This window comes from Streptomyces griseus subsp. griseus (genome assembly GCF_003610995.1).
GTDB lineage: Bacteria > Actinomycetota > Actinomycetes > Streptomycetales > Streptomycetaceae > Streptomyces.
Window position 1 is genome coordinate 1,520,813 of record NZ_CP032543.1, and the last position, 18,751, is coordinate 1,539,563.

16 protein-coding genes and 3 pseudogenes are annotated in these 18,751 nt (G+C 73.2%); 10 read left to right on the forward strand and 9 right to left on the reverse strand.

All coding sequences use genetic code 11. From position 1 onward, the window contains the following. Positions 1-35 precede the first annotated feature (35 nt). Both D6270_RS07060 and D6270_RS07065 read left to right on the forward strand, forming a co-directional pair. On the forward strand, positions 36-257 hold the full coding sequence (locus D6270_RS07060; protein ID WP_109166219.1) for an alkylphosphonate utilization protein: 222 nt from the start codon (positions 36-38) through the stop codon (positions 255-257). Positions 258-388: 131 nt separating this feature from the next. Next, positions 389-745 carry an ArsR/SmtB family transcription factor gene (locus D6270_RS07065; protein WP_109166218.1) on the forward strand — a complete coding sequence of 119 codons (357 nt, stop codon included), beginning with the start codon at positions 389-391 and terminating at the stop codon, positions 743-745. Between the two features lie 31 nt (positions 746-776). Here the strand turns inward: D6270_RS07065 and pepN are convergent. Beyond that, positions 777-3,301, reverse strand: a pseudogene (gene pepN, locus D6270_RS07070) (aminopeptidase N). A gap of 147 nt (positions 3,302-3,448) precedes the next feature. Here pepN and D6270_RS07075 point away from each other — a divergent pair. Then, positions 3,449-4,273: an MIP/aquaporin family protein gene (locus tag D6270_RS07075; RefSeq protein ID WP_109166217.1), complete on the forward strand. Its 825-nt coding sequence runs from the start codon at positions 3,449-3,451 to the stop codon at positions 4,271-4,273. Between the two features lie 61 nt (positions 4,274-4,334). On the opposite strand, the gene D6270_RS07080 is transcribed toward D6270_RS07075, so the two are convergent. Both D6270_RS07080 and D6270_RS07085 read right to left on the reverse strand, forming a co-directional pair. Beyond that, the gene (locus D6270_RS07080) at positions 4,335-4,673 is read right to left on the reverse strand and encodes a chorismate mutase (protein WP_109166216.1); all 339 of its coding nucleotides are present in this window, start codon (positions 4,671-4,673) and stop codon (positions 4,335-4,337) included. Between the two features lie 25 nt (positions 4,674-4,698). Then, positions 4,699-5,577, reverse strand: coding sequence for a helix-turn-helix domain-containing protein (locus D6270_RS07085; protein ID WP_109166215.1), 879 nt, complete (start codon positions 5,575-5,577; stop codon positions 4,699-4,701). 171 nt (positions 5,578-5,748) lie between these two features. Between D6270_RS07085 and D6270_RS07090 the strand changes: the two are divergent. Next, positions 5,749-7,633 (forward strand): annotated as a pseudogene (locus D6270_RS07090) (beta-galactosidase). 16 nt (positions 7,634-7,649) lie between these two features. On the opposite strand, the gene D6270_RS07095 reads toward D6270_RS07090, so the two are convergent. Further along, positions 7,650-8,429: a S1 family peptidase gene (locus tag D6270_RS07095; RefSeq protein WP_109166214.1), complete on the reverse strand. Its 780-nt coding sequence runs from the start codon at positions 8,427-8,429 to the stop codon at positions 7,650-7,652. 237 nt (positions 8,430-8,666) lie between these two features. Between D6270_RS07095 and D6270_RS07100 the strand changes: the two genes are divergently transcribed. Both D6270_RS07100 and D6270_RS07105 read left to right on the forward strand, forming a co-directional pair. Continuing rightward, on the forward strand, positions 8,667-9,569 hold the full coding sequence (locus tag D6270_RS07100; protein ID WP_109166213.1) for a hypothetical protein: 903 nt from the start codon (positions 8,667-8,669) through the stop codon (positions 9,567-9,569). 30 nt (positions 9,570-9,599) lie between these two features. Next, entirely contained in the window at positions 9,600-10,382 is a 783-nt protein-coding gene (locus D6270_RS07105; protein WP_109166212.1) for an ankyrin repeat domain-containing protein, read from the forward strand. 24 nt (positions 10,383-10,406) lie between these two features. Here the strand turns inward: D6270_RS07105 and D6270_RS32840 are convergent, their stop codons facing one another. The 3 genes and pseudogenes from D6270_RS32840 to D6270_RS07120 all read right to left on the reverse strand — a co-directional run bounded on the left by D6270_RS32840 (position 10,407) and on the right by D6270_RS07120 (position 12,701). Beyond that, positions 10,407-10,982: a GNAT family N-acetyltransferase gene (locus D6270_RS32840; RefSeq protein WP_109167559.1), complete on the reverse strand. Its 576-nt coding sequence runs from the start codon at positions 10,980-10,982 to the stop codon at positions 10,407-10,409. Positions 10,983-11,372: 390 nt separating this feature from the next. Continuing rightward, positions 11,373-11,771 (reverse strand): annotated as a pseudogene (locus tag D6270_RS32845) (VOC family protein); the annotation flags it as partial. A gap of 3 nt (positions 11,772-11,774) precedes the next feature. Beyond that, positions 11,775-12,701, reverse strand: coding sequence for an SDR family oxidoreductase (locus D6270_RS07120; protein WP_109166211.1), 927 nt, complete (start codon positions 12,699-12,701; stop codon positions 11,775-11,777). Positions 12,702-12,797: 96 nt separating this feature from the next. On the opposite strand from D6270_RS07120, the gene D6270_RS07125 reads away from it, so the two are divergent. From D6270_RS07125 to D6270_RS07140, 4 genes are read left to right on the forward strand one after another with little or no spacing between them, the layout of a single operon-like run. Beyond that, on the forward strand, positions 12,798-13,541 hold the full coding sequence (locus D6270_RS07125) for an enoyl-CoA hydratase family protein (protein WP_109166210.1): 744 nt from the start codon (positions 12,798-12,800) through the stop codon (positions 13,539-13,541). A gap of 3 nt (positions 13,542-13,544) precedes the next feature. Continuing rightward, entirely contained in the window at positions 13,545-14,438 is an 894-nt protein-coding gene (locus D6270_RS07130; RefSeq protein WP_109166209.1) for a CoA transferase subunit A, read from the forward strand. Next, entirely contained in the window at positions 14,435-15,184 is a 750-nt protein-coding gene (locus D6270_RS07135) for a CoA-transferase subunit beta (protein WP_109166208.1), read from the forward strand. The genes D6270_RS07130 and D6270_RS07135 overlap by 4 nt, the downstream gene beginning before the upstream one ends. Next, a complete protein-coding gene (locus D6270_RS07140) occupies positions 15,184-16,332 on the forward strand; it encodes an NAD(P)H-dependent flavin oxidoreductase (protein WP_109166207.1) in 1,149 nt (382 codons plus the stop codon). The genes D6270_RS07135 and D6270_RS07140 overlap by 1 nt, the downstream gene beginning before the upstream one ends. Before the next feature lie 313 nt (positions 16,333-16,645). Here D6270_RS07140 and D6270_RS07145 read toward each other — a convergent pair whose 3' ends face one another. Continuing rightward, positions 16,646-18,268 carry a DEAD/DEAH box helicase gene (locus tag D6270_RS07145; RefSeq protein ID WP_109166206.1) on the reverse strand — a complete coding sequence of 541 codons (1,623 nt, stop codon included), beginning with the start codon at positions 18,266-18,268 and terminating at the stop codon, positions 16,646-16,648. A 187-nt stretch (positions 18,269-18,455) separates the two neighbouring features. Next, complete coding sequence (locus D6270_RS07150) at positions 18,456-18,659, reverse strand: cold-shock protein (RefSeq protein WP_003969786.1); 204 nt, start codon at positions 18,657-18,659, stop codon at positions 18,456-18,458. Positions 18,660-18,751: the final 92 nt, after the last annotated feature.

Genomic DNA, 18,751 nt, shown 5'->3' on the forward strand with positions numbered 1-18,751 from the left:
GAGCTGCGCGGGTGTGGGAAAGGCAGGAACGCACCATGAGCGACATCGTCGTGAAGGACGGCAACGGGAACGTGCTGGCGGACGGTGACTCCGTGACCACGGTCAAGGACCTGAAGGTGAAGGGCACGTCGGAGACGCTCAAGCGTGGCACGCTCGTGAAGAACATCCGGCTCACGGGCCGTGCGGGCGAGATCGAGTGCAACACGAAGAAGGTGAAGGGGCTCGTGCTGAGGACCGAGTTCCTGAAGAAGGCCTGACCCCTTCGGCCCCGGTTCATCCTCGCGCCGGGAAGGCGCGAGGATGAACCCATGGAGAAGAGAGTTCGCCCGACGCGCTGTACCGGCTGGTCCGCGCGCGGTGCGGCGCGGTACGGAACGGGGGCCCACCGGTGAGTACGCCGCTGTACCGGCTGAAGGCCGAGTTCTTCAAGACCCTGGGGCATCCGGTGCGCATCCGGGTGCTGGAGCTGCTCAGCGAACGTGAGCACGCGGTCTCGGAGATGCTGGCGGTGATGGGGGTCGAGGCCGCCCATCTCTCGCAGCAGCTGGCGGTGTTGCGCCGGGCGGGTCTGGTGGTGGCGCGGCGGGAGGGTTCGGCCGTGTACTACACGCTGGCCGCCCCGGAGGTGGCGGAGCTGCTGCGGGTGGCGCGGACGATCCTGACGGAGGTGCTGACCGGGCAGGCGGAGCTGCTGGCGGATCTGCGGGCGGCGGACCCGAGGGGTGAGGGGCCGGCGGGCAGGTGATGCCCGCCGGCCCCTCACCCCGTCCGTCGGCTCAGTGTTCCGTCGTGCGTACGGCCAGGGCGCGGCGGAGGTCGTCCAGCTGGTCGACCAGCTTGCGGCGCAGGGCCGGGATGAGGGCCGGGTCCTTGAGGGCGCGGGTGCCGGTGGCGAGGCTCTCGGTGTCGACGGCGTACGCGGGGAAGGCGTAGCGTCCGGCGGCCTCCGCGATGGCCGGGCCGCGGCGGGCGGCGAGTGCGGTGGCGTCGGGGTAGAAGCGGTCGACGTACGCGCTCAGCAGTTCGCCCTGGCCGGGCTGCCAGAAGCCCTGGGCGGTGGCGGTGAACAGGTAGTTGGACAGGGTGTCGTCGCCGAACATGGCCTGCCAGGCGGCGGCCTTGGCCTCGGGGGTGGGCAGGGCGGCCCGGCAGCGGGCGGCGCCTTCGCGGCCGGTGGCGCTGGGGTCGGCGGCGAGTTCGGCGTCGATGGCCGCCTCGTCGGTGGCGCCGAGGACGGCGAGGCGGGTGAGGATGCGCCAGCGCAGCTCGGGGTCGAGTTCGGGTCCGCCGTGGACGGTGCCCTCGGTGAGCCAGCTCTGGAGGGTGTCCGGCTGGGTGGCGGCGTCGATGAAGTGGCGTACGGCGGTGAGGCGCAGGCCCGGGTGGGAGCCGTCCTCCGTGCGGCGGATCAGGTCGCGGCAGAGGCTGGAGAGGGTGGCGAGGGCGGCCGGGCGGGTCTCGGGTGTGGTGTAGCGGGCGGCGATCTGGCCGTCGGCGAAGGCCAGGACGCCCTGGACGAGGGCGAGGTCGCTCTCGTACGGGAGGTGGGTGCGGGCGGCGGTGAGGTAGCGCGCCGGGTCCAGCTCGCCGTCGCGGACCATGTCGCGGGCCGCGTTCCAGATGACGGCCCGGGTCAGGGCGTCGGGGATCGCGGAGAGGTGGGTGAGGGCGGTGTCCCAGGAGGCTGCGTCGAGGCGGATCTTGGCGTAGGTGAGGTCGCCGTCGTTGAGGACCACGAGGGCGGGGCGGCGGCCGGGGCGGACCAGGGGTGTGCCGTCGCCGGGGATGTCGCGTTCGAAGCGGTCGCGCGGGGCGAGGTGGCCGGGGCCCGCCTGGGTGTTGAGGGCGTGGTCGAAGGTGGAGACGGTGATGCGGTGGGGGCGGCTGCCGTCGCGCTCCACGGCGAGCGCCCAGGACTGTCCGGCATCGGTGGGCCCGGTGGGCTCGTGGACGTCGGCGGTGAGGGTGTCGACGCCGGAGGTGCGCAGCCACTGCTCGGCCCAGGCGTGGACGTCGCGGTCGGTGGCGGAGGCGAGGTTGTCGATGAAGTCGGCGAGGGTCGCGTTGGCGAACTTGTGCCGGGCGAAGTGGGTGTTGATCCCGGCGAGGAAGTCCTTCTCGCCGAGCCAGGCGACGAGCTGGCGGAGCGCGGAGGCGCCCTTGGCGTAGCTGATGCCGTCGAAGTTGAGGAGCGCGGAGGCGGTGTCGGGCACGGCCTCGGGGTCGGGGGCGACCGGGTGGGTGGAGGGGCGCTGGTCGGCGTCGTAGCCCCAGCCCTTGCGCGCGACACCGAACTCGACCCAGGTGTCGGTGAACCGGGTGGCTTCGGTGAGGGTCTGGTAGCCCATGTACTCGGCGAAGGACTCGTTCAGCCAGATGTCGTCCCACCAGCTGAGGGTGACGAGGTCGCCGAACCACATGTGGGCCATCTCGTGGGAGACGACCATGGCGCGGGTCTGGCGCTCGGTGTCGGTGACGGCCGAGCGGTAGACGAACTCGTCGCGGAAGGTGACGAGTCCGGGGTTCTCCATGGCGCCCGCGTTGAACTCGGGGACGAAGGCCTGGTCGTAGGAGTCGAACGGGTAGGGCTCGTCGAACTTCTCGTGGTACCGGTCGAAGCAGGCGCGGGTGATGGAGAGGATCTCGTCCGCGTCGGCGTCCAGGTAGGGCGCGAGGGAGCGCCGGCAGTGGAGGCCGAAGGGCAGTCCGGCGTGCCGGGTGGTGACCGAGTGCCAGGGGCCCGCGGCGACGGCGACGAGGTAGGTGGAGATGAGAGGGGTGGGCGCGATGGTCCAGCGCCCGTCGCCGGTGTGTTCGGCGACGCCGTTGCCGAGGACGGTCCAGCCTTCGGGGGCAGTGACCTCGATGGCGAAGACGGACTTGAGGTCGGGCTGGTCGAAGGCGGCGAAGACCCGCTGGACGTCCTCCATGAACAGCTGCGTGTAGAGGTACGTCTCGCCGTCGGCGGGGTCGGTGAAGCGGTGCATCCCCTCGCCGGTGCGCGAGTAGCTCATCGCGGCGTCCACCCGCAGTTCGTGGACGCCGGGGGTGAGGCCGGTGAGGGGGTAGCGGTTCCCGTCGAGGAGGGCGGGGTCCAGGGCTGTCCGTCCAGAGCGATGGAGCGCAGGGTGGCGGGCCTGACCTCGACGAAGGTGTCACCCGCCGCGCGGACGGTGAACCGGACGGCGGTCCTGGAGTCGAAGGTCTCCTCGCCGGTGGTGAGGTCGAGGGCGATCGTGTACCGCTCCACGTCGATGATCTGGGCTCGGGTCTGCGCTTCGTCGCGCGTCAGTACGGACATGGGGGCCATGCTGCCGTACGGCGTGGGGCGGGCGCAGGGGGGTTCTCGCTGGGCGTACGGGCGGACCGGGGCGGGCGGATACCCCCTGGGGGCAGTGGCCGCTTACCATCTCCTGGGCGCGGCACACCGAGTACCGAGGACATCCTCATGACACTCACGCCTGCGCGCGATGCCGGCTCCGCTCCCCCTGCCCGCTCCCCCGGTCTGCCGCGCCGTGCCGCTGACGAGTTCGGGCTGACGGCGCTGTTGCTCCTGGGCGTCGTGAGCGGGGTGCGGTGGCTCTTCGCACCGGACGGGTACGGAGGGAGCGGGACGGCGTTCGTCCTGCTCGGGGCGGGGGTCGGCGCGCTGCTCACCGCCCTCGTCCGCTCCGCGCCCGGGCGGCGCTCGGGCGGGCACCTGAACCCGGCGGTCACCCTCGCCCTGTGGCGGATCGGGGCGTTCCCGGGGCGGGAGGTGGTGCCGTACGCCGCCGCGCAGTTCGGCGGCTCGGTGGTGGGGACGTGGCTGGCGGGGCTGGTGTGGGGGCCGGTGGTCGCCCGGCCGCCGGTCTCCCACGCGGTGGTGCGGCCCGGTCCGGGCTGGGGCGAGGGGGCCGTCATGGCGGCCGAGGCCGGGGTGCTGGCCGGGTCGGCGCTGCTGCTCGCCGGGCTCCAGGCGCATCCGGTGGGCCGAAGACTTCTCCCGTACGCCGTCGGGCTGGTCACCGCCCTGGTGATCGCGGTGCTCGGTCCGCTGAGCGGCGGATCGGCCAACCCGGCCCGGCAGTTGGGCCCGGCGCTGCTGTCGGGCGAGCCCGGGCTGCTGTGGGTGTACGGGGGCGGGCCGGTGCTGGGGGCGGTGGCCGGTGCAGGGGTGGTGGCGGTGGTGCGCGCGGGAGGGTGGGCGCGGGGGTGGCGTACGGGAGGCTCGGCGTGGGACCGGGGGGACGGCCCGGCGCGGGGCTGGTGGCGGTGGCGGGCCGGAGGCTGAGCGCGAGGTCGGGTGGGCGGACCGGCGCCGGGGCGCGGCGGGCGTCCCGGCGGGCCGCCCGTCAGGCCTCGGTGGCCGTAGCGTTCCCGTTCCCCGTCTCCTCCGCGATGCGCTCGTGGTGGCGGATGACCTCGGCGATGATGAAGTTCAGCAGCTTCTCGGCGAACGCCGGGTCCAGGTTGGCGCTCTGCGCGAGCTGCCGCAGCCGGGTGATCTGGCGGGTCTCGCGGGCCGGGTCGGCGGGCGGGAGCTGGTGGTCGGCCTTGAGGCGGCCGACCTGCTGGGTGGCCTTGAAGCGCTCGGCGAGCATGTGGACGACGGCGGCGTCGATGTTGTCGATGGACTCGCGCAGCCGGTTCAGCTCGGCCTGGACGGACGCGTCGATTTCGCTCGTACTCATGGTCAGCGAGCTTAGACGTCCCTCCTCACGGCCGGATCATCGGCGGGTCGTCCGGGTCGGGCACCTGGTCGCTCCAGCCGCCGGGGACGCTGCGCCCCTGCTGCTCGCGGAAGCGGACGGGGGCGGTGCCGACGCGGCGGGCGAAGAGGCGGGAGAAGTAGGCGGGGTCGTCGTAGCCGACGCGGCGGGCGACGGCGGCGACGGGGAGGTCGGTGGCGGCGAGCAGTTCCTTGGCCCGGCCGAGGCGGATGGTGAGCAGGTAGTCCTTGGGGCTGCATCCGGCGCCGCGCCGCACGGCGGTGCGCAGTTCGGCGGGGGTCATGCCGTGTTTCGCGGCGTGCTCGGCGACGGTGAGCGGCTGGTAGGCGTCGCGGGCGAGCGCCTGGAGGACCGGGTCGCCGTCGGGGCCGAGGTCGGCGCGGGCGCGGCGCAGGGAGACCAGGAGTTCGTGGACGGCGGCCGCGGTCTCGACCTCCAGCAGGGGGTTGCCGCGGCGGGCGGCGCGCACGATGCGGCCGACGGCGGCGCGGGGGGCGGCGGTGTCGGAGAGCGGGACGAGGGGGCGGTCGGGTTCGATGCAGCCGAGCTCGGTGTACGTGGTGGTGGCGGGGCCGGTGAAGTCGACGAAGCTCTCGTCCCAGCCGGTGCCGGGGTCGGCGCCGTAGTGGTGCGGGGTTCCGGGGGTGAGCCAGATCAGGGTGGGGCCGGTGACGGGGGTGCGGCGTCCGTCGGGGCCGGCGAACCAGCCGGTGCCGGAGTTGACGATCACGGCGACGTGGTGGTCGAGGGTGCGGGGGCCGACGGTGGGCAGGGCGCCGTGCTGGAGACCGACGCCGAGGCAGACGAGGCCGAGGCGGTGGTGGAGCGGGCTGGGGGTGAAGAAGCGCATCCAGGTGTGGTACATCGCGGCCTTCCCCTCCCAGGGTCATGGATTCGTCGCGTCCATGGGGTCCGTTGCGTCCAATCAGCAGCGATCTTTGTCCATGGACCCGTCGTGACGCCAGAGGTCACAGTGGTCGGACCATTTCACGCCAGGGCCGCCGGGTGCGGCGGAGCACAGGAGCGTACGAGCACGATGACCGACTTCACCGTGGGGGACGACCACTTCCGGATCGGCGGGAAGCCCGTGCGCCTGCTGTCGGGTGCCCTGCACTACTTCCGGGTGCACGAGGAGCAGTGGGACCACCGGCTGGCGATGCTGGCGGCGATGGGGCTGAACTGCGTCGAGACGTACGTGCCGTGGAATCTGCACGAGGAGCGCGAGGGCGCGTACCGGGATGTGGGGGCGCTGGGCCGGTTCCTGGACGCGGTGGAGCGGGCCGGGCTGTGGGCGATCGTGCGCCCGGGTCCGTACATCTGTGCCGAGTGGGAGAACGGCGGGCTGCCCCTCTGGGTGACGGGCCGGTTCGGTCGACGGGTGCGGACGCGGGACGACGGCTACCGGGCGGTGGTGGAGCGGTGGTTCCGGGAGCTGCTGCCGCAGGTGGTGGAGCGGGAGATCGGCCGGGGCGGCCCGGTGATCCTGGTGCAGGCGGAGAACGAGTACGGGAGTTACGGCTCCGACGCGGTGTATCTGGAGTGGCTGGCGGGGCTGTTGCGGCGGTGCGGGGTGAGCGTGCCGCTGTTCACGTCGGACGGCCCGGAGGACCACATGCTGACCGGCGGTTCCGTGCCGGGGCTGCTCGCGACGGCGAACTTCGGTTCGGGGGCGCGGGAGGATTTCGAGGTGCTGCGCCGCCATCAGCCGAAGGGGCCGCTGATGTGCATGGAGTTCTGGTGCGGCTGGTTCGACCACTGGGGGCCGAACCCGTCGTACGGGACGCCGGGCAGGCGGCGGAGGCGCTGCGGGAGATCCTGGAGTGCGGGGCGTCGGTGAACATCTACATGGCGCACGGCGGGACGAACTTCGCGGGGTGGGCGGGGGCGAACCGGGGCGGTCCGGTGCAGGACGGTCAGTTCCAGCCGACGGTGACGTCGTACGACTACGACGCGCCGGTCGACGAGTACGGGCGGGCCACGGAGAAGTTCCACCTGTTCCGGAAGGTGCTGGCGGAGTACGCCGAGGGCACGCTGCCCGCGCTGCCGCCGGAGCCGAAAGGTCTGGCCGGGCCGGTGCGGGTGGAGCTGGACGGGTGGGCCGGGCTCGGTGACGTACTGGAGGCGCTGGGTGATCCGGAGGAGCCGGAGTCCGGGGCGGCGCCGGCCTTCGAGGAGCTGGGGGTCGGCCGGGGCTGGTGCGTTACCGGGTGGCGGTGCCCGGGCCGCGCATCCCGTACCCGCTGACCGCCGCCGGGCTGCGGGACCGGGCGGTGGTGTACGTGGACGGGGTCCGGGCGGGCGTGCTGACCGAGGAGAGCGCCACGCTGCCGGAGCCGGTGGCGGGTCCGGCGGAGGTGGAGCTGTGGGTGGAGTCGCTGGGCCGGGTCAACTACGGGCCGCGCCTGGGTGAGCCGAAGGGGATCACGGGCGGGGTGCTGCACGAGCGGCAGTATCTGCACGGTGTACGGGCCCGGGGGCTGCGGCTGGACGCCTTCGAGGAGGCGGACGCGGTGGCGGGGGTTGCGTTCGGGCCGGTACCGGGGGTTTCCGGGGGCACCGGGTTGTTCCGGGGGACGTTCACCGTCGAGGGGACGGAGGGCGTCGGCCACGCGGGGCTGCGGCTGCCCGGCTGGACGCGCGGCTTCGTCTGGGTGAACGGCTTCTGCCTGGGCCGGTACTGGTCGGCGGGCCCGCAGGAGACGCTGTACGTGCCAGGGCCGGTGCTCCGTGACGGCGTCAACGAGGTGTGGGTGCTGGAGCTGGAGGGTGCGGGCGGGGCGTGGGTGGAGCTGGGTCCGGGGACGCCGGTGCGTGCCGGCACCCCCGAGCTGGGTCCGGGGACGCCGGTGCTTACCGGCGCCCCCGAGCCCGGTCCGGGGGCGTCCGATCGTACGGACGCCCCCGGGGTGGTTCAGCCGTGATCGGCCGTCAGCGGCGTCAGAGCGTGGCGGCCGCCGAGGCGATGGCGGAGGCGAAGGTCGAGACCTCGGTGTAGACGCCGGGGTAGCCGGGCCGGGCGCAGCCGTAGCCCCAGCTGACGATGCCGACCTGGACCCACTCGTTGGCGTTGTCCTTGCGGAACATCGGGCCGCCGGAGTCACCCTGGCAGGTGTCGATGCCGCCGGTGTCGGGGTAGCCGGCGCAGATCTCCTCGGCCGCGATGAGCTCGTTGCCGTAGGCGGCGCGGCAGGCGGCGTCGGAGACGAACGGGACGTTGGCCTTCAGCAGGTAGCGCTGCTGGCTGCCGCCCTCGCGGTTGGCGCCCCAGCCGGCGACGGTGAACGTGCCCTGGTTGTAGGCGGTGGTGGTGGCGATCTTGAGGGTGGGCTGGTTGATGGGCTGGGCGAGCTTGATGAGCGCCCAGTCCTTGCCGGCTCCGTTGTAACCGGGGGCCTGGAGGACCTTGGTGGAGCGGACCTTGACGGCGTTCGACGACTGGAGGTCGACGACCCCGCCGGTGGCGGTGATCGAGGTGTTGTTGCCGGAGCCGTTCACGCAGTGGGCGGCGGTGAGGACGATGTCCTTGGCGTAGAGGGCGCCGCCGCAGCCCATGGAGAGCCGGACCATGAAGGGGAACTCGCCCTGGGCGGCCCGGGTTCCGCCGACGACGGGGTTGGGGGCGGCCGAGGCGGTGACGGGCTGGAGGCCGACGACCGCTATGGCGACGGTGGCGACGACGACGGAACATCTCTTCAGCGCACGCAGGAGCTGGTTCACGGACTGCCTTCTTTCGTGGGGGGTTGCGGTGGGAACCACGGCGGGACGACGACGCGACGTGATGGTCATGAACCCGTCAAGGCCATCCGATTATCGAGAGCCGTTCACCGCTGCCACAAGGCACACTTTTCGGCCAAGCTCACCACGGCGGTTCCCGCTCCCCCCGGACGCCCCCGGCCTACAGTGGAGAGCGGCCGGGGGCGGGGGCCCTCGGCCGGAGCGGATGGGGGTACGGACGTGAGCAACGGCAGTCCGGGCGCACCGGTCGTCCACGGCTTTCCGCATCTGGACACGGTCCGGTCCGCGATCACCGCGCTGTACCGGCGGCTCTCCCCGGACGGCGTCCACACCTACGGCGCCAGCCTGGTCCCCGCCGATGCCGCTTTCTCCGACGCGGACGATCTCCACCTCGGCACCCAGCGGGTGGCACGGGCCCTGGTCCAGCACCTCCGTCTGCCCGACGCCCGCATGATCGTCGGCTTCCGCGCGATGGAGCACGCGGCGAGCGTGGAACTGACCGCGGGCCCCGAATACTTCATCGAACTGAACGACCGGTTCCGCACCCACCGCAGGGACATCGGCGCGGCGCTCGCCCACGAGATCACCCATGTCCTGCTGCACCGGCTGGACCTGGAGTTCCCCGGCACCCGGGACAACGAGATCCTCACCGACACCGTGACCGCCTATCTCGGCGCGGGCTGGCTGCTGCTGGACGCGTTCCGGGAGGACGCCGTGTCCCGGCAGAAGCTGGGCTATCTGACGCCGGAGGAGTTCGGGTACGTCCTGGCCAAGCGGGCGCTGGTCTTCGACGAGGACCCCTCGCCCTGGTTCACCAGCCCGCAGGCGTACACGGCGTACACCAAGGGGCGGGCGCACGCCCTAGACGATCTGCGCCGGCCCCCGCTGACGGCGGCCGGGTGGGCGGGACGGCGGCGGTACGCCAAGGACCGGCGGTACGCCCAGGACCACCCCGGAACGGGCGCGGACCCGAGCGTTCCCTACGCCTTCGACTCCGGCCGCGAGGGGCTGCGGGTCTCCTTCCCCTGCCCCACCTGCCACCAGCGCATCCGGCTCCCCGTCCGGGGCCGGACCGTCGCACGGTGCGGACTGTGTCGTACGCGACTGGAGTGCGACACCTGAGTGCCATTCCGGCCACCGTAGGGTCGAAGCATGACGAACGAGCCGATCAGGGATGAACCAAGCCTGTTCGATGCGCTGTACGGGGACCAGAACGCTGTCGTACGGGCGCTGCGCGCGGGTGCGCGGGCCGAGTCGAGTGACGAGGAGGGCACGACGGCGCTCTATCTGGCGGCGGTCCAGGACCTGCCGGAAGCGGTACGGCTCCTGCTCGCGGCGGGCGCCGATCCCGACCGGGTGAGCGGACCCGAGGCGGGCGACCTGCCGCTGTGCGGGGCGGCGTGCGGCGGGCACACCGAGGTGGTGGAGGCTCTGCTGGCCGCCGGGGCGCAGCCGGATCTGCGCGAGGAGTTCGGGTTCACGGCGCTGCGGTGGGCGGTGGGTCTCGGCCACGCCCCGACGGTGGAGGTGCTGCTCGCCGGGGGCGCGGACCCCTTGCTGCCCGGCCCCCAGGGCGAGCCGATGCTGGTCCTGGCGGCGCAGCGCGGCTCGCTGCGGACGGTGCGGGCGCTGCTGGAGCACGGAGCGGCGGCGCCGGGGCAGGAGGCGGTGGTCGGGGTGGCGCTGGAGGAGGCACGGCGGCTAGCCGGCCTCGACCAGGAGCAGGAGCTGCTGCGGCAGTTGGAGGAGGCGTACGGGACCGGCCTCGACGCGGTGGTCCGGCGGGACCTGGCCGACGGCGAGGAGACGGTGACCGTGGAGCTGCTGCGGGACGGGGAGCCGGCGGCGGGGGTGGACCGGCACACGGGGCACGCGGAGATCGCGGCGCTGCTGGAGGGGGTCGCGCGCGCCGGTGCGCCCGTTCCGCCCAGGTGAGGTCGCGCCCCGGACCTCGGGGCACTACGCCTGCCGCGCCTGCCACTCCGCCCGGGTGAGGACGTACTCCACCTCCCCGTGTTCCGAGCCCTCGATGGCGTCCGGCCAGTTCTCGGCGTAGGAGCGGAGGAAGGTCAGCCCCGCCTTCTCCATCACCCGCCGGGACCCGGCGTTGACGGCCATGGTGTTGGCGGTCACGCGCTCGGCCCCGAGGTCGGTGAACCCCTTGCGCACGAGGGCCAGCGCGCCCTCGGTGGCGTAACCACGGCCCCAGGCGGCCCGGTTGAGCCGGTAGCCGAGTTCGACGACGGTGCGGTCGTGGTCGTCGACGGGCCGGAGTTCGAACCCGCCGAGGAAGGTGCCGGTGGCCTTCTCCTCGGCGGCCCAGAACCCGCGGGTGCCGGTGCACGGGTGGTCGTGGAGGAGCCTGGGCAGGGTCCGCTCCCGGATGGACCCGGCGGTGGTGGGCCGGCCGCCGTTGATGTACCGCATGACCTCGGGGTCGTTGTCGAGGGCGAGCAGGTGGGGGGCGTCGGCGTTGGTGAACGGGCGCAGCACGAGCCGGTCGGTCTCCAGGAAGGTGCGGGGACTCTCCGGCACCTGGATGCGGAAGGTCAGGCCTTCCGGGCTCGACAGCCGCGCCAGGCCTTCGGAGACGGTGACGAACTCCCCGCCATGGGCACGGGCCCGGGCGGCGACACCTTCGAGGTCGTCCACGGCGAGGGCCGGCTCCCACTGCGGCGCGGTGCCGGTGGGAGCCTCGACGAACGAGGCCCGGGCGGGCGGAGCGCCGGTCGTCATCCCGGTGTAGAAGAGCCGGGCCCGCCCAGGGTCCTCGCAGGCCAGGACCGCGTGCTGGGGTACGGCCAGGGTCCCGTCCGGCGGCGACACCGGCCACCCCGCGAACCCCCGCGGCCGCCAGAGGGAGACGACCGCACCCACCGGGTCGACCAGGGTGGCGATCCGGCCCCGGTCCCCCGCGTCGAAGGGCGGTACGAGGATCTGCGCCCCGCGCTCCGCCGCCACGGCCGTACGGCGGTCCACGTCGTCGACCGCCAGGCAGGAGGCGACATGGGCGGGCAGCCCCGGCGGATGGACGGGCTGCGCGAGGTCGCTCAGGCCGCCGATGCGGTGGTCCCCCGCGGAGATCGTGACGGCCTTGCGCCGGTCGTCCTCGTCCACGGCGAAGTCCCAGCCGAGCACGGCGGAGAAGAAGTCCGCGGTGCCGGAGGGGTCATGGGTCTTGAGGTCCATCCAGCAGAACTCGTCCAGGGGGCCGTGCCGTGTCATCGTGCGCTCCTCGGTGTCCTGTGCTGGATATCGGGAGCGCGGGCGTCTCCGCAAGCGAGTTTCCGCGCCGCACAGCCCGGCCCGCGCGTCGCAGGGCATCGCCTACGGCGCCCCGTACACGCCCCGCGGAACCTCCGCGTCCGCCAGCAGCCGGCGTACGGTCTCCCCCGCATCGGCCGGGGACCTGCGGGCGCCCCGGTCGTCGGTGGGGCCCGGGCGCCAGCCCTCCATGACGGTGATGCGGCCCGCCTCGGCCTCGAAGACGCGGCCGGTCACCCCGTCACTGGCGGCGGAGCCGAGCCAGACGACGAGGGGCGAGACGTTCTCGGGGGCCATCGCGTCGAACTTCCCCTCCCCCGGGTCCGCCATCGTCGCGGCGAAGGTCTGCTCGGTCATCCGGGTCCGGGCGGCCGGGGCGAGGGCGTTGACGTGGACTCCGTACCGGCCCAGTTCGGCGGCCGCGACCAGGGTCAGGGCGACGATTCCGGCTTTGGCGGCCGCGTAGTTGCCCTGGCCGACGCTGCCGAGGAGGCCGGCGCCGGAGCTGGTGTTGATCACCCGGGCGACGGGCGTCCGGCCCGCCTTGGCCTCGGACCGCCAGAGCGCGGCGGCATGCTTGAGGGGCAGGAAGTGGCCCTTGAGGTGGACGCGCATCACCGCGTCCCAGGCGTCCTCGTCCAGGTTGACGAGCATCCGGTCGCGCAGGAAGCCCGCGTTGTTGACCAGGGTGTCGAGGCGGCCGAAGGCGTCCAGGGCGGTGGTGACCAGGGAGGCGGCGCCCTCGGTGGTGGCGATGTCACCGTCGTGGACGACCGCCTCCCCGCCCCCGGCCACGATCTCTTCGACCACCCGGCGGGCGGGCTCGGACGAGCCGCCGTCCCCGCCGGGCCCGACGCCCAGGTCGTTGACGACCACCGCGGCTCCTTCGGCGGCGAAGGCGAGCGCGTGGGCCCGGCCGAGGCCGCGTCCGGCGCCGGTGACGGCGACGACCCGGCCGACGCAGAGCCGTCCGGTGGTGGGTGGCGTCATCTCATCTCCCGTACGAGTCGGCCTGGTTGGCGGGTGGGGGTGCGACTGCTACCGTCCACCTAACAAATGTTTGGTGGAAAGGTAGCTGATCCTCCGATGACTGTCTCCACCGCGTCTCCCGCCGCCGGCATCCGCGTCGTCACCGTCGACCGGCCGCCCGTCAACGCGCTTCCCGTACAGGGCTGGTACGACCTGGCCGACGCCGTCCGGGCGGCGGGCCGCGACCCGGAGGTGCGGTGCGTCGTCCTGGCCGCCGCCGGGCGCGGCTTCAACGCCGGTGTCGACATCAAGGAGTTGCAGCGCGACCCGGGGAACACGGCTCTGATCGGCGTCAACCGGGGCTGTGCGGAGGCGTTCGAGGCGGTGTACGCGTGCGAGGTCCCGGTGGTCGCGGCGGTGCAGGGGTTCTGTCTCGGCGGCGGCATCGGCCTCGCCGGGAACGCCGACGCGATCGTGGCGGGCGAGGATGCCGTCTTCGGCCTCCCGGAGCTGGACCGGGGCGCGCTCGGGGCGGCGACGCATCTGGCCCGGCTGGTCCCGCAGCATCTGATGCGGACGCTCTACTACACCTCGCGCACGGTGACAGCGGCCGAGCTGCTGACCCACGGATCGGTCTGGCGGGTCGTGCCGGTAAGTGAACTCCTCGACGCCGCAGTCGAGTTGGCGGGGGAGATCGCCGGCAAGGACGGCCACCTGCTGCGACTGGCCAAGGCCGCGCTCAACGGCATCGACCCCGTCGACGTACGGCGCAGCTACCGCTACGAGCAGGGCTTCACCTTCGAGGCGAGCCTGGCGGGGACCGCCGACCGGGTCCGCTCCACCTTCGGCAAGGAGGCCTGAGGCATGACCCTGCCGCCCGCCGCACGCGACAAGTCCATGACGCCGGAGGAGGTCGTCGCCCGGCTGCGCAGCGGCATGACGATCGGCATCGGCGGCTGGGGGTCGCGCCGCAAACCCATGGCTCTGGTACGGGCGTTGCTCCGCTCGCCCGTCACCGATCTGACGGTGATCTCCTACGGCGGCCCGGACGTCGGGCTGCTGGCCGCCGCCGGGCGGATCGCCCGCCTGGTCACGGCGTTCGTGACCCTCGACTCCATCCCGCTGGAGCCGCACTACCGGGCGGCCCGGCAGCGCGCGGCGTTCGCGCTGACGGAGATCGACGAGGCGATGTTCATGTGGGGGCTGCACGCGGCCGCCAACCGGCTGCCGTTCCTGCCGGTGCGGGCAGGGCTCGGCTCGGACGTGATGCGGGTCAACCCCGGCCTGCGCACGGTGACTTCACCGTACGAGGACGGCGAGGAGTTCGTCGCGGTGCCGGCCCTGCGGATGGACGCGGCGCTGGTCCATCTGAACCGGGCGGACCGGCTGGGCAACGGCCAGTACCTCGGCCCCGACCCGTACTTCGACGATCTGTTCTGCGAGGCGGCGGACGAGGCGTACGTCTCCTGCGAACGCCTCGTGGAGACAGCCGAGTTGACTGAACGGTCCGGGGCGGCCCCGCAGACGCTCCTCGTCCGGCGGCACTCCGTCACCGGGGTCGTGGAGACCCCGGGCGGTGCGCACTTCACCTCCTGCGTCCCCGACCACCCGCGCGACGAGCCGTTCCAGAAGGCGTACGCGGCCGCCGCGGCGGACCCGGCGGCCTGGGCCGGGTTCAGCGCGCGCTTCCTCCCCCCGGACGGCGACGAGAAGAGCTACCAGCAGGCGGTCCGCACCTGGCACGAGGAGCAGCGATGAACCCACCCGGCACTCCGGCCGCGACCCGTGCCGAGTACTGCGTGATCGCCTGCGCGGAGGCCTGGCGCGGCGACGGCGAGGTACTGGCCAGTCCGATGGGCGCGATCCCCTCCGTCGGCGCGCGACTGGCCCGGCTGACCTTCGCCCCCGAGCTGCTGCTCACGGACGGCGAGGCGACGATCGTCGGCCCGGGCGGCGAGGCGGAGGGGTGGCTCCCCTACCGCGAGCACCTCACCCTGGTCACCGGCGGGCGGCGGCACGTGATGATGGGCGCGAGCCAGATCGACCGGTTCGGCAACCAGAACATCTCCTGCATCGGCGACTGGGAGCAGCCGGCCCGCCAGCTCCTGGGAGTGCGCGGAGCACCGGTCAACACCCTGAACAACCCGGTGAGTTACTGGATCCCCCGGCACTCGCCCCGGGTCTTCGTCGAACGGGTCGACATGGTCTGCGGGGTCGGATACGACCGGGCCGAGGCGGCGGGCCCCTCGGCGACACGCTTCCACCGTATCCCCCGGGTGGTCAGTGATCTCGGGGTCTTCGACTTCACGACCCCGGACCGTTCGATGCGGCTGGCCTCACTCCACCCGGGCGTCACGGTGGACCAGGTCCACGAGGCGACGGGCTTCCCCCTCACCGTCCCCGCCGACGTCCCGTACACCCGCACCCCCTCCCCCGCCGAACTCGCCCTGATCCGCGAGGTCATCGACCCGTCCGGCACCCGCAACCGCGAGGTGCGGCCCTGATGCGTACGGCGCTGACGGAGCTCGTGGGGGTGCGGCACCCGATCGTGCAGACGGGGATGGGGTGGGTCTCCGGCCCCCGTCTGGTCACGGCGACCGCACGGGCCGGGGCGCTCGGCATCCTGGCCTCGGCGACGATGACGCCGGACCAACTGCGTTCCGCCGTACGGGAGGTGAGGTCGCGGACGGACGCCCCGTTCGGGGTGAACCTGCGGGCGGACGCCGGGGACGCGCGGGAGCGGGTGCGGATCATCGTCGAGGAGGGGGTACGGGTGGCGTCGTTCGCGCTCGCCCCGTCGAAGGAGCTCATCGCGGAGCTGAAGGACGGGGGTGTGGTGGTCGTCCCGTCGGTGGGGGCCCGGCGGCATGCGGAGAAGGTCGCGGCGTGGGGCGCGGACGCGGTGATCGTGCAGGGCGGCGAGGGCGGCGGCCACACGGGGGACGTGGCGACGACGGTGCTGCTGCCCCAGGTGGCCGACGCGGTGGACATCCCGGTGATCGCGGCGGGCGGCTTCCACGACGGGCGGGGGCTGGTGGCGGCGCTGGCGTACGGGGCGGCGGGCGTGGCGATGGGAACCAGGTTTCTGCTGACCTCGGACTCGACGGTGCCGGACGCGGTGAAGGCCCGGTATCTGGCGGCCACGGCGAAGGACATCACCCTGACGAGGGCCGTGGACGGGCTCCCGCACCGGATGCTCCGTACGGAGATGGTGGCGGAGCTGGAGGGAGCGGGGCGGCTGCGTTCCTTGGCGACGGCGGTGCGCCGCGCGTCCCGCTTCCGCCGGATCTCCGGCCTGGGCTGGCCCGGGATGGTGCGGGACGGACTGGCGCTGCGGCACGGCAAGGAGCTGACCTGGAGCCAGGTGCTGCTGGCGGCGAACACGCCGATGCTGCTGAGAGCGGCCATGGTGGAGGGCCGCACGGATGTCGGCATCATGGCGTCGGGCCAGGTGGCGGCCCTGATCGAGGACCTGCCGAGCGTGGGGGAGCTGGTGTCCCGGCTGATGACGGAGGCGGAGCGGACGCTTGCGACCCTGAGCACCGAATCCGGCCCGCCCGGCACCACCTCTGGCCCGCCCGGCGACGAATCCAGCCCGCCTCGGGCCACCTCCGGCCCGCCCGGCGCCGAATCCAGCCCGTCCGGCGCTTGAGGACGCCACGTCGGCCCTGCACCGGACGACCGGGGCCATCTCCAGCCCGTCCGGCGATCGAGGACACCCCCGGTCCGGGGCTTTCGGGGCTCTGCCCCGGACCCCGGTCCTCCATCGCCGGACGGCTGGGAGTGGTCCCGGCCATCAATCGCTGAACGGCTGTAGGTGATCCCGGTCCTCGAATCGCTGGACGGGGTGAAGGGACCCTGGCCCTCCATCGCCGGACGGCCGAACATGGCCCCGGTCCTCCATCGCCGGACGGCCCGAGGTGGTCCCCGTCCTCAGGCGCCGGGCAGGCTGAAGGCGCGCCGCCCTACGCTGCCCGACGTCCCCGTGCAGCGGCGCCGGAACGCCCCGTGCCCCGGGGCTCGCCGCCCGAACGCGCGGCGCCGGAGCGGCCCGCACCTCCACCGGACGCGCCACCCGCACCCGTCCCGGAACCGGTCCCACGCCGTCCCCGGCCCCGGCTCCCGGAGCGCACCGTGCCGCCGCCGGAGCCGGCCGGACCCGAACCGCCCGACCGCGTCCGCTGCTTCGGCGGAGTCGGCTGGGGCACCTCGATCACGATCGCGACGCCCGACGGCTCACGCGCCCCCGTGATGCGGGACAGCTCCTCGTCGCTGGAGGTGACCCGGGTGGTGCGCGGCGCGATGCCCGCGTCCTGCATCAGGCGGGTCATCTCCCGCTTCTCCTCGGGCAGCACCAACGTGACGACGCTGCCGGACTCCCCGGCGCGGGCGGTGCGGCCGCCCCGGTGGAGGTAGTCCTTGTGGTCGGTGGGCGGGTCGACGTTGACGACGAGGTCGAGGTCGTCGACGTGGATGCCACGGGCCGCCACGTTCGTCGCGACGAGCGCGGTGACCTGCCCGTTCTTGAACTGGTCCAGGGTCCGGTTCCGCTGCGGCTGGGAGCGCCCGCCGTGCAGGGCGGCAGCCCGTACACCGCTGGCGAGCAGCCGCTTGGCGAAGCGGTCGGCGGCGCGCTTGGTGTCGACGAACATGATCACGCGGCCTTCGCGGGCGGCGATCTTCGTGGCGACGGCCTTCTTGTCCGTCTCGTCCAGGACGTGGAGCACATGGTGCTCCATCGTGGTGACCGCACCGGCGGACGGGTCGACGGAGTGGACGACCGGGTCGGTGAGGAACATCTTGACGAGGCGGTCGATGTTCTTGTCCAGGGTGGCGGAGAACAGCATCCGCTGCCCGTCCGCCTCGACCTGCTTGAGCAGGGCGACGACCTGCGGCATGAAGCCCATGTCGGCCATCTGGTCGGCCTCGTCGAGGACGGTGATGGCCACCTCGTCCAGCCGGCAGTCGCCGCGCTCGATGAGGTCCTTGAGCCGGCCCGGCGTGGCGACGAGCACCTCGGCGCCGCGCCGCAGGGTGGCGGACTGCTTGGTGATCGACATGCCGCCGACGACCGTGGCCATCCGCAGGTTGACGGCGGTCGCGTACGGGGTCAGCGCGTCGGTGACCTGCTGGGCCAGCTCCCGGGTGGGGACGAGGACCATGGCCAGCGGGGCGCGCGGCTCGCTGCGGCGCCCGGCGGTGCGGGCGAGCAGGGCCAGGCCGAAGGCGAGGGTCTTGCCGGAGCCGGTGCGGCCCCGGCCGAGGATGTCCCGGCCGGCCAGCGAGTTCGGCAGGGTCGCGCCCTGGATCGGGAACGGCTCGGTGACGCCCTGCGCCGCGAGGGTCTTCAGCAGCGCGGCCGGCATGTCGAGGTCCGCGAAGGCCTCGACGCCGGGCAGTGCGGGGGTCACCGTCTCCGGCAGGGCGAACTCGCCCTGCGGCGGCGTGGCGCGGCGGCGGGCCGGAGCCTTGCCGCGGGCGGCGCCGCCCCCACGGTTGCCCGACGGGGCCTGCGCGGTCGTGCCCTGGCCGCGGCCACGGGCCGGGCGGGAGCGGGGGGTGCGGTCCTGGCGTTCGAAGCGAGTCATACGGAATTGCCCTCCTGGGGGATTCCTGGGCAACTACGGATTCGGATCACTGCCGATGTGCTTGTCCGACCGCTTGTTGTGCGCCCCCAGGATGCGCGCACAGAACGGGTTGTTGCTCGAACAGCACAAACCGGGGCCCGCACCTTCACGGTGCGGGCCCCGGTCAGAGAGGTACGCGTCGCGGCAATTAGGCCGGGACGATGTTCTCCGCCTGCGGGCCCTTCTGGCCCTGCGTGACGTCGAAGGAGACCTTCTGGCCCTCCTGGAGCTCACGGAAGCCCGAGGTGGCGATGTTGGAGTAGTGGGCGAAGACGTCGGCGCCGCCGCCGTCCTGCTCGATGAAGCCGAAGCCCTTTTCCGAGTTGAACCACTTCACGGTGCCGGTGGCCATGTCATTCTCCTAAAACAGGTGCAGTGCCGAGAATCCGCACTTTACGGATTCCAAGTCGCCGCATTGAGCCCCATCCGGAGAAAGCCGGAAAA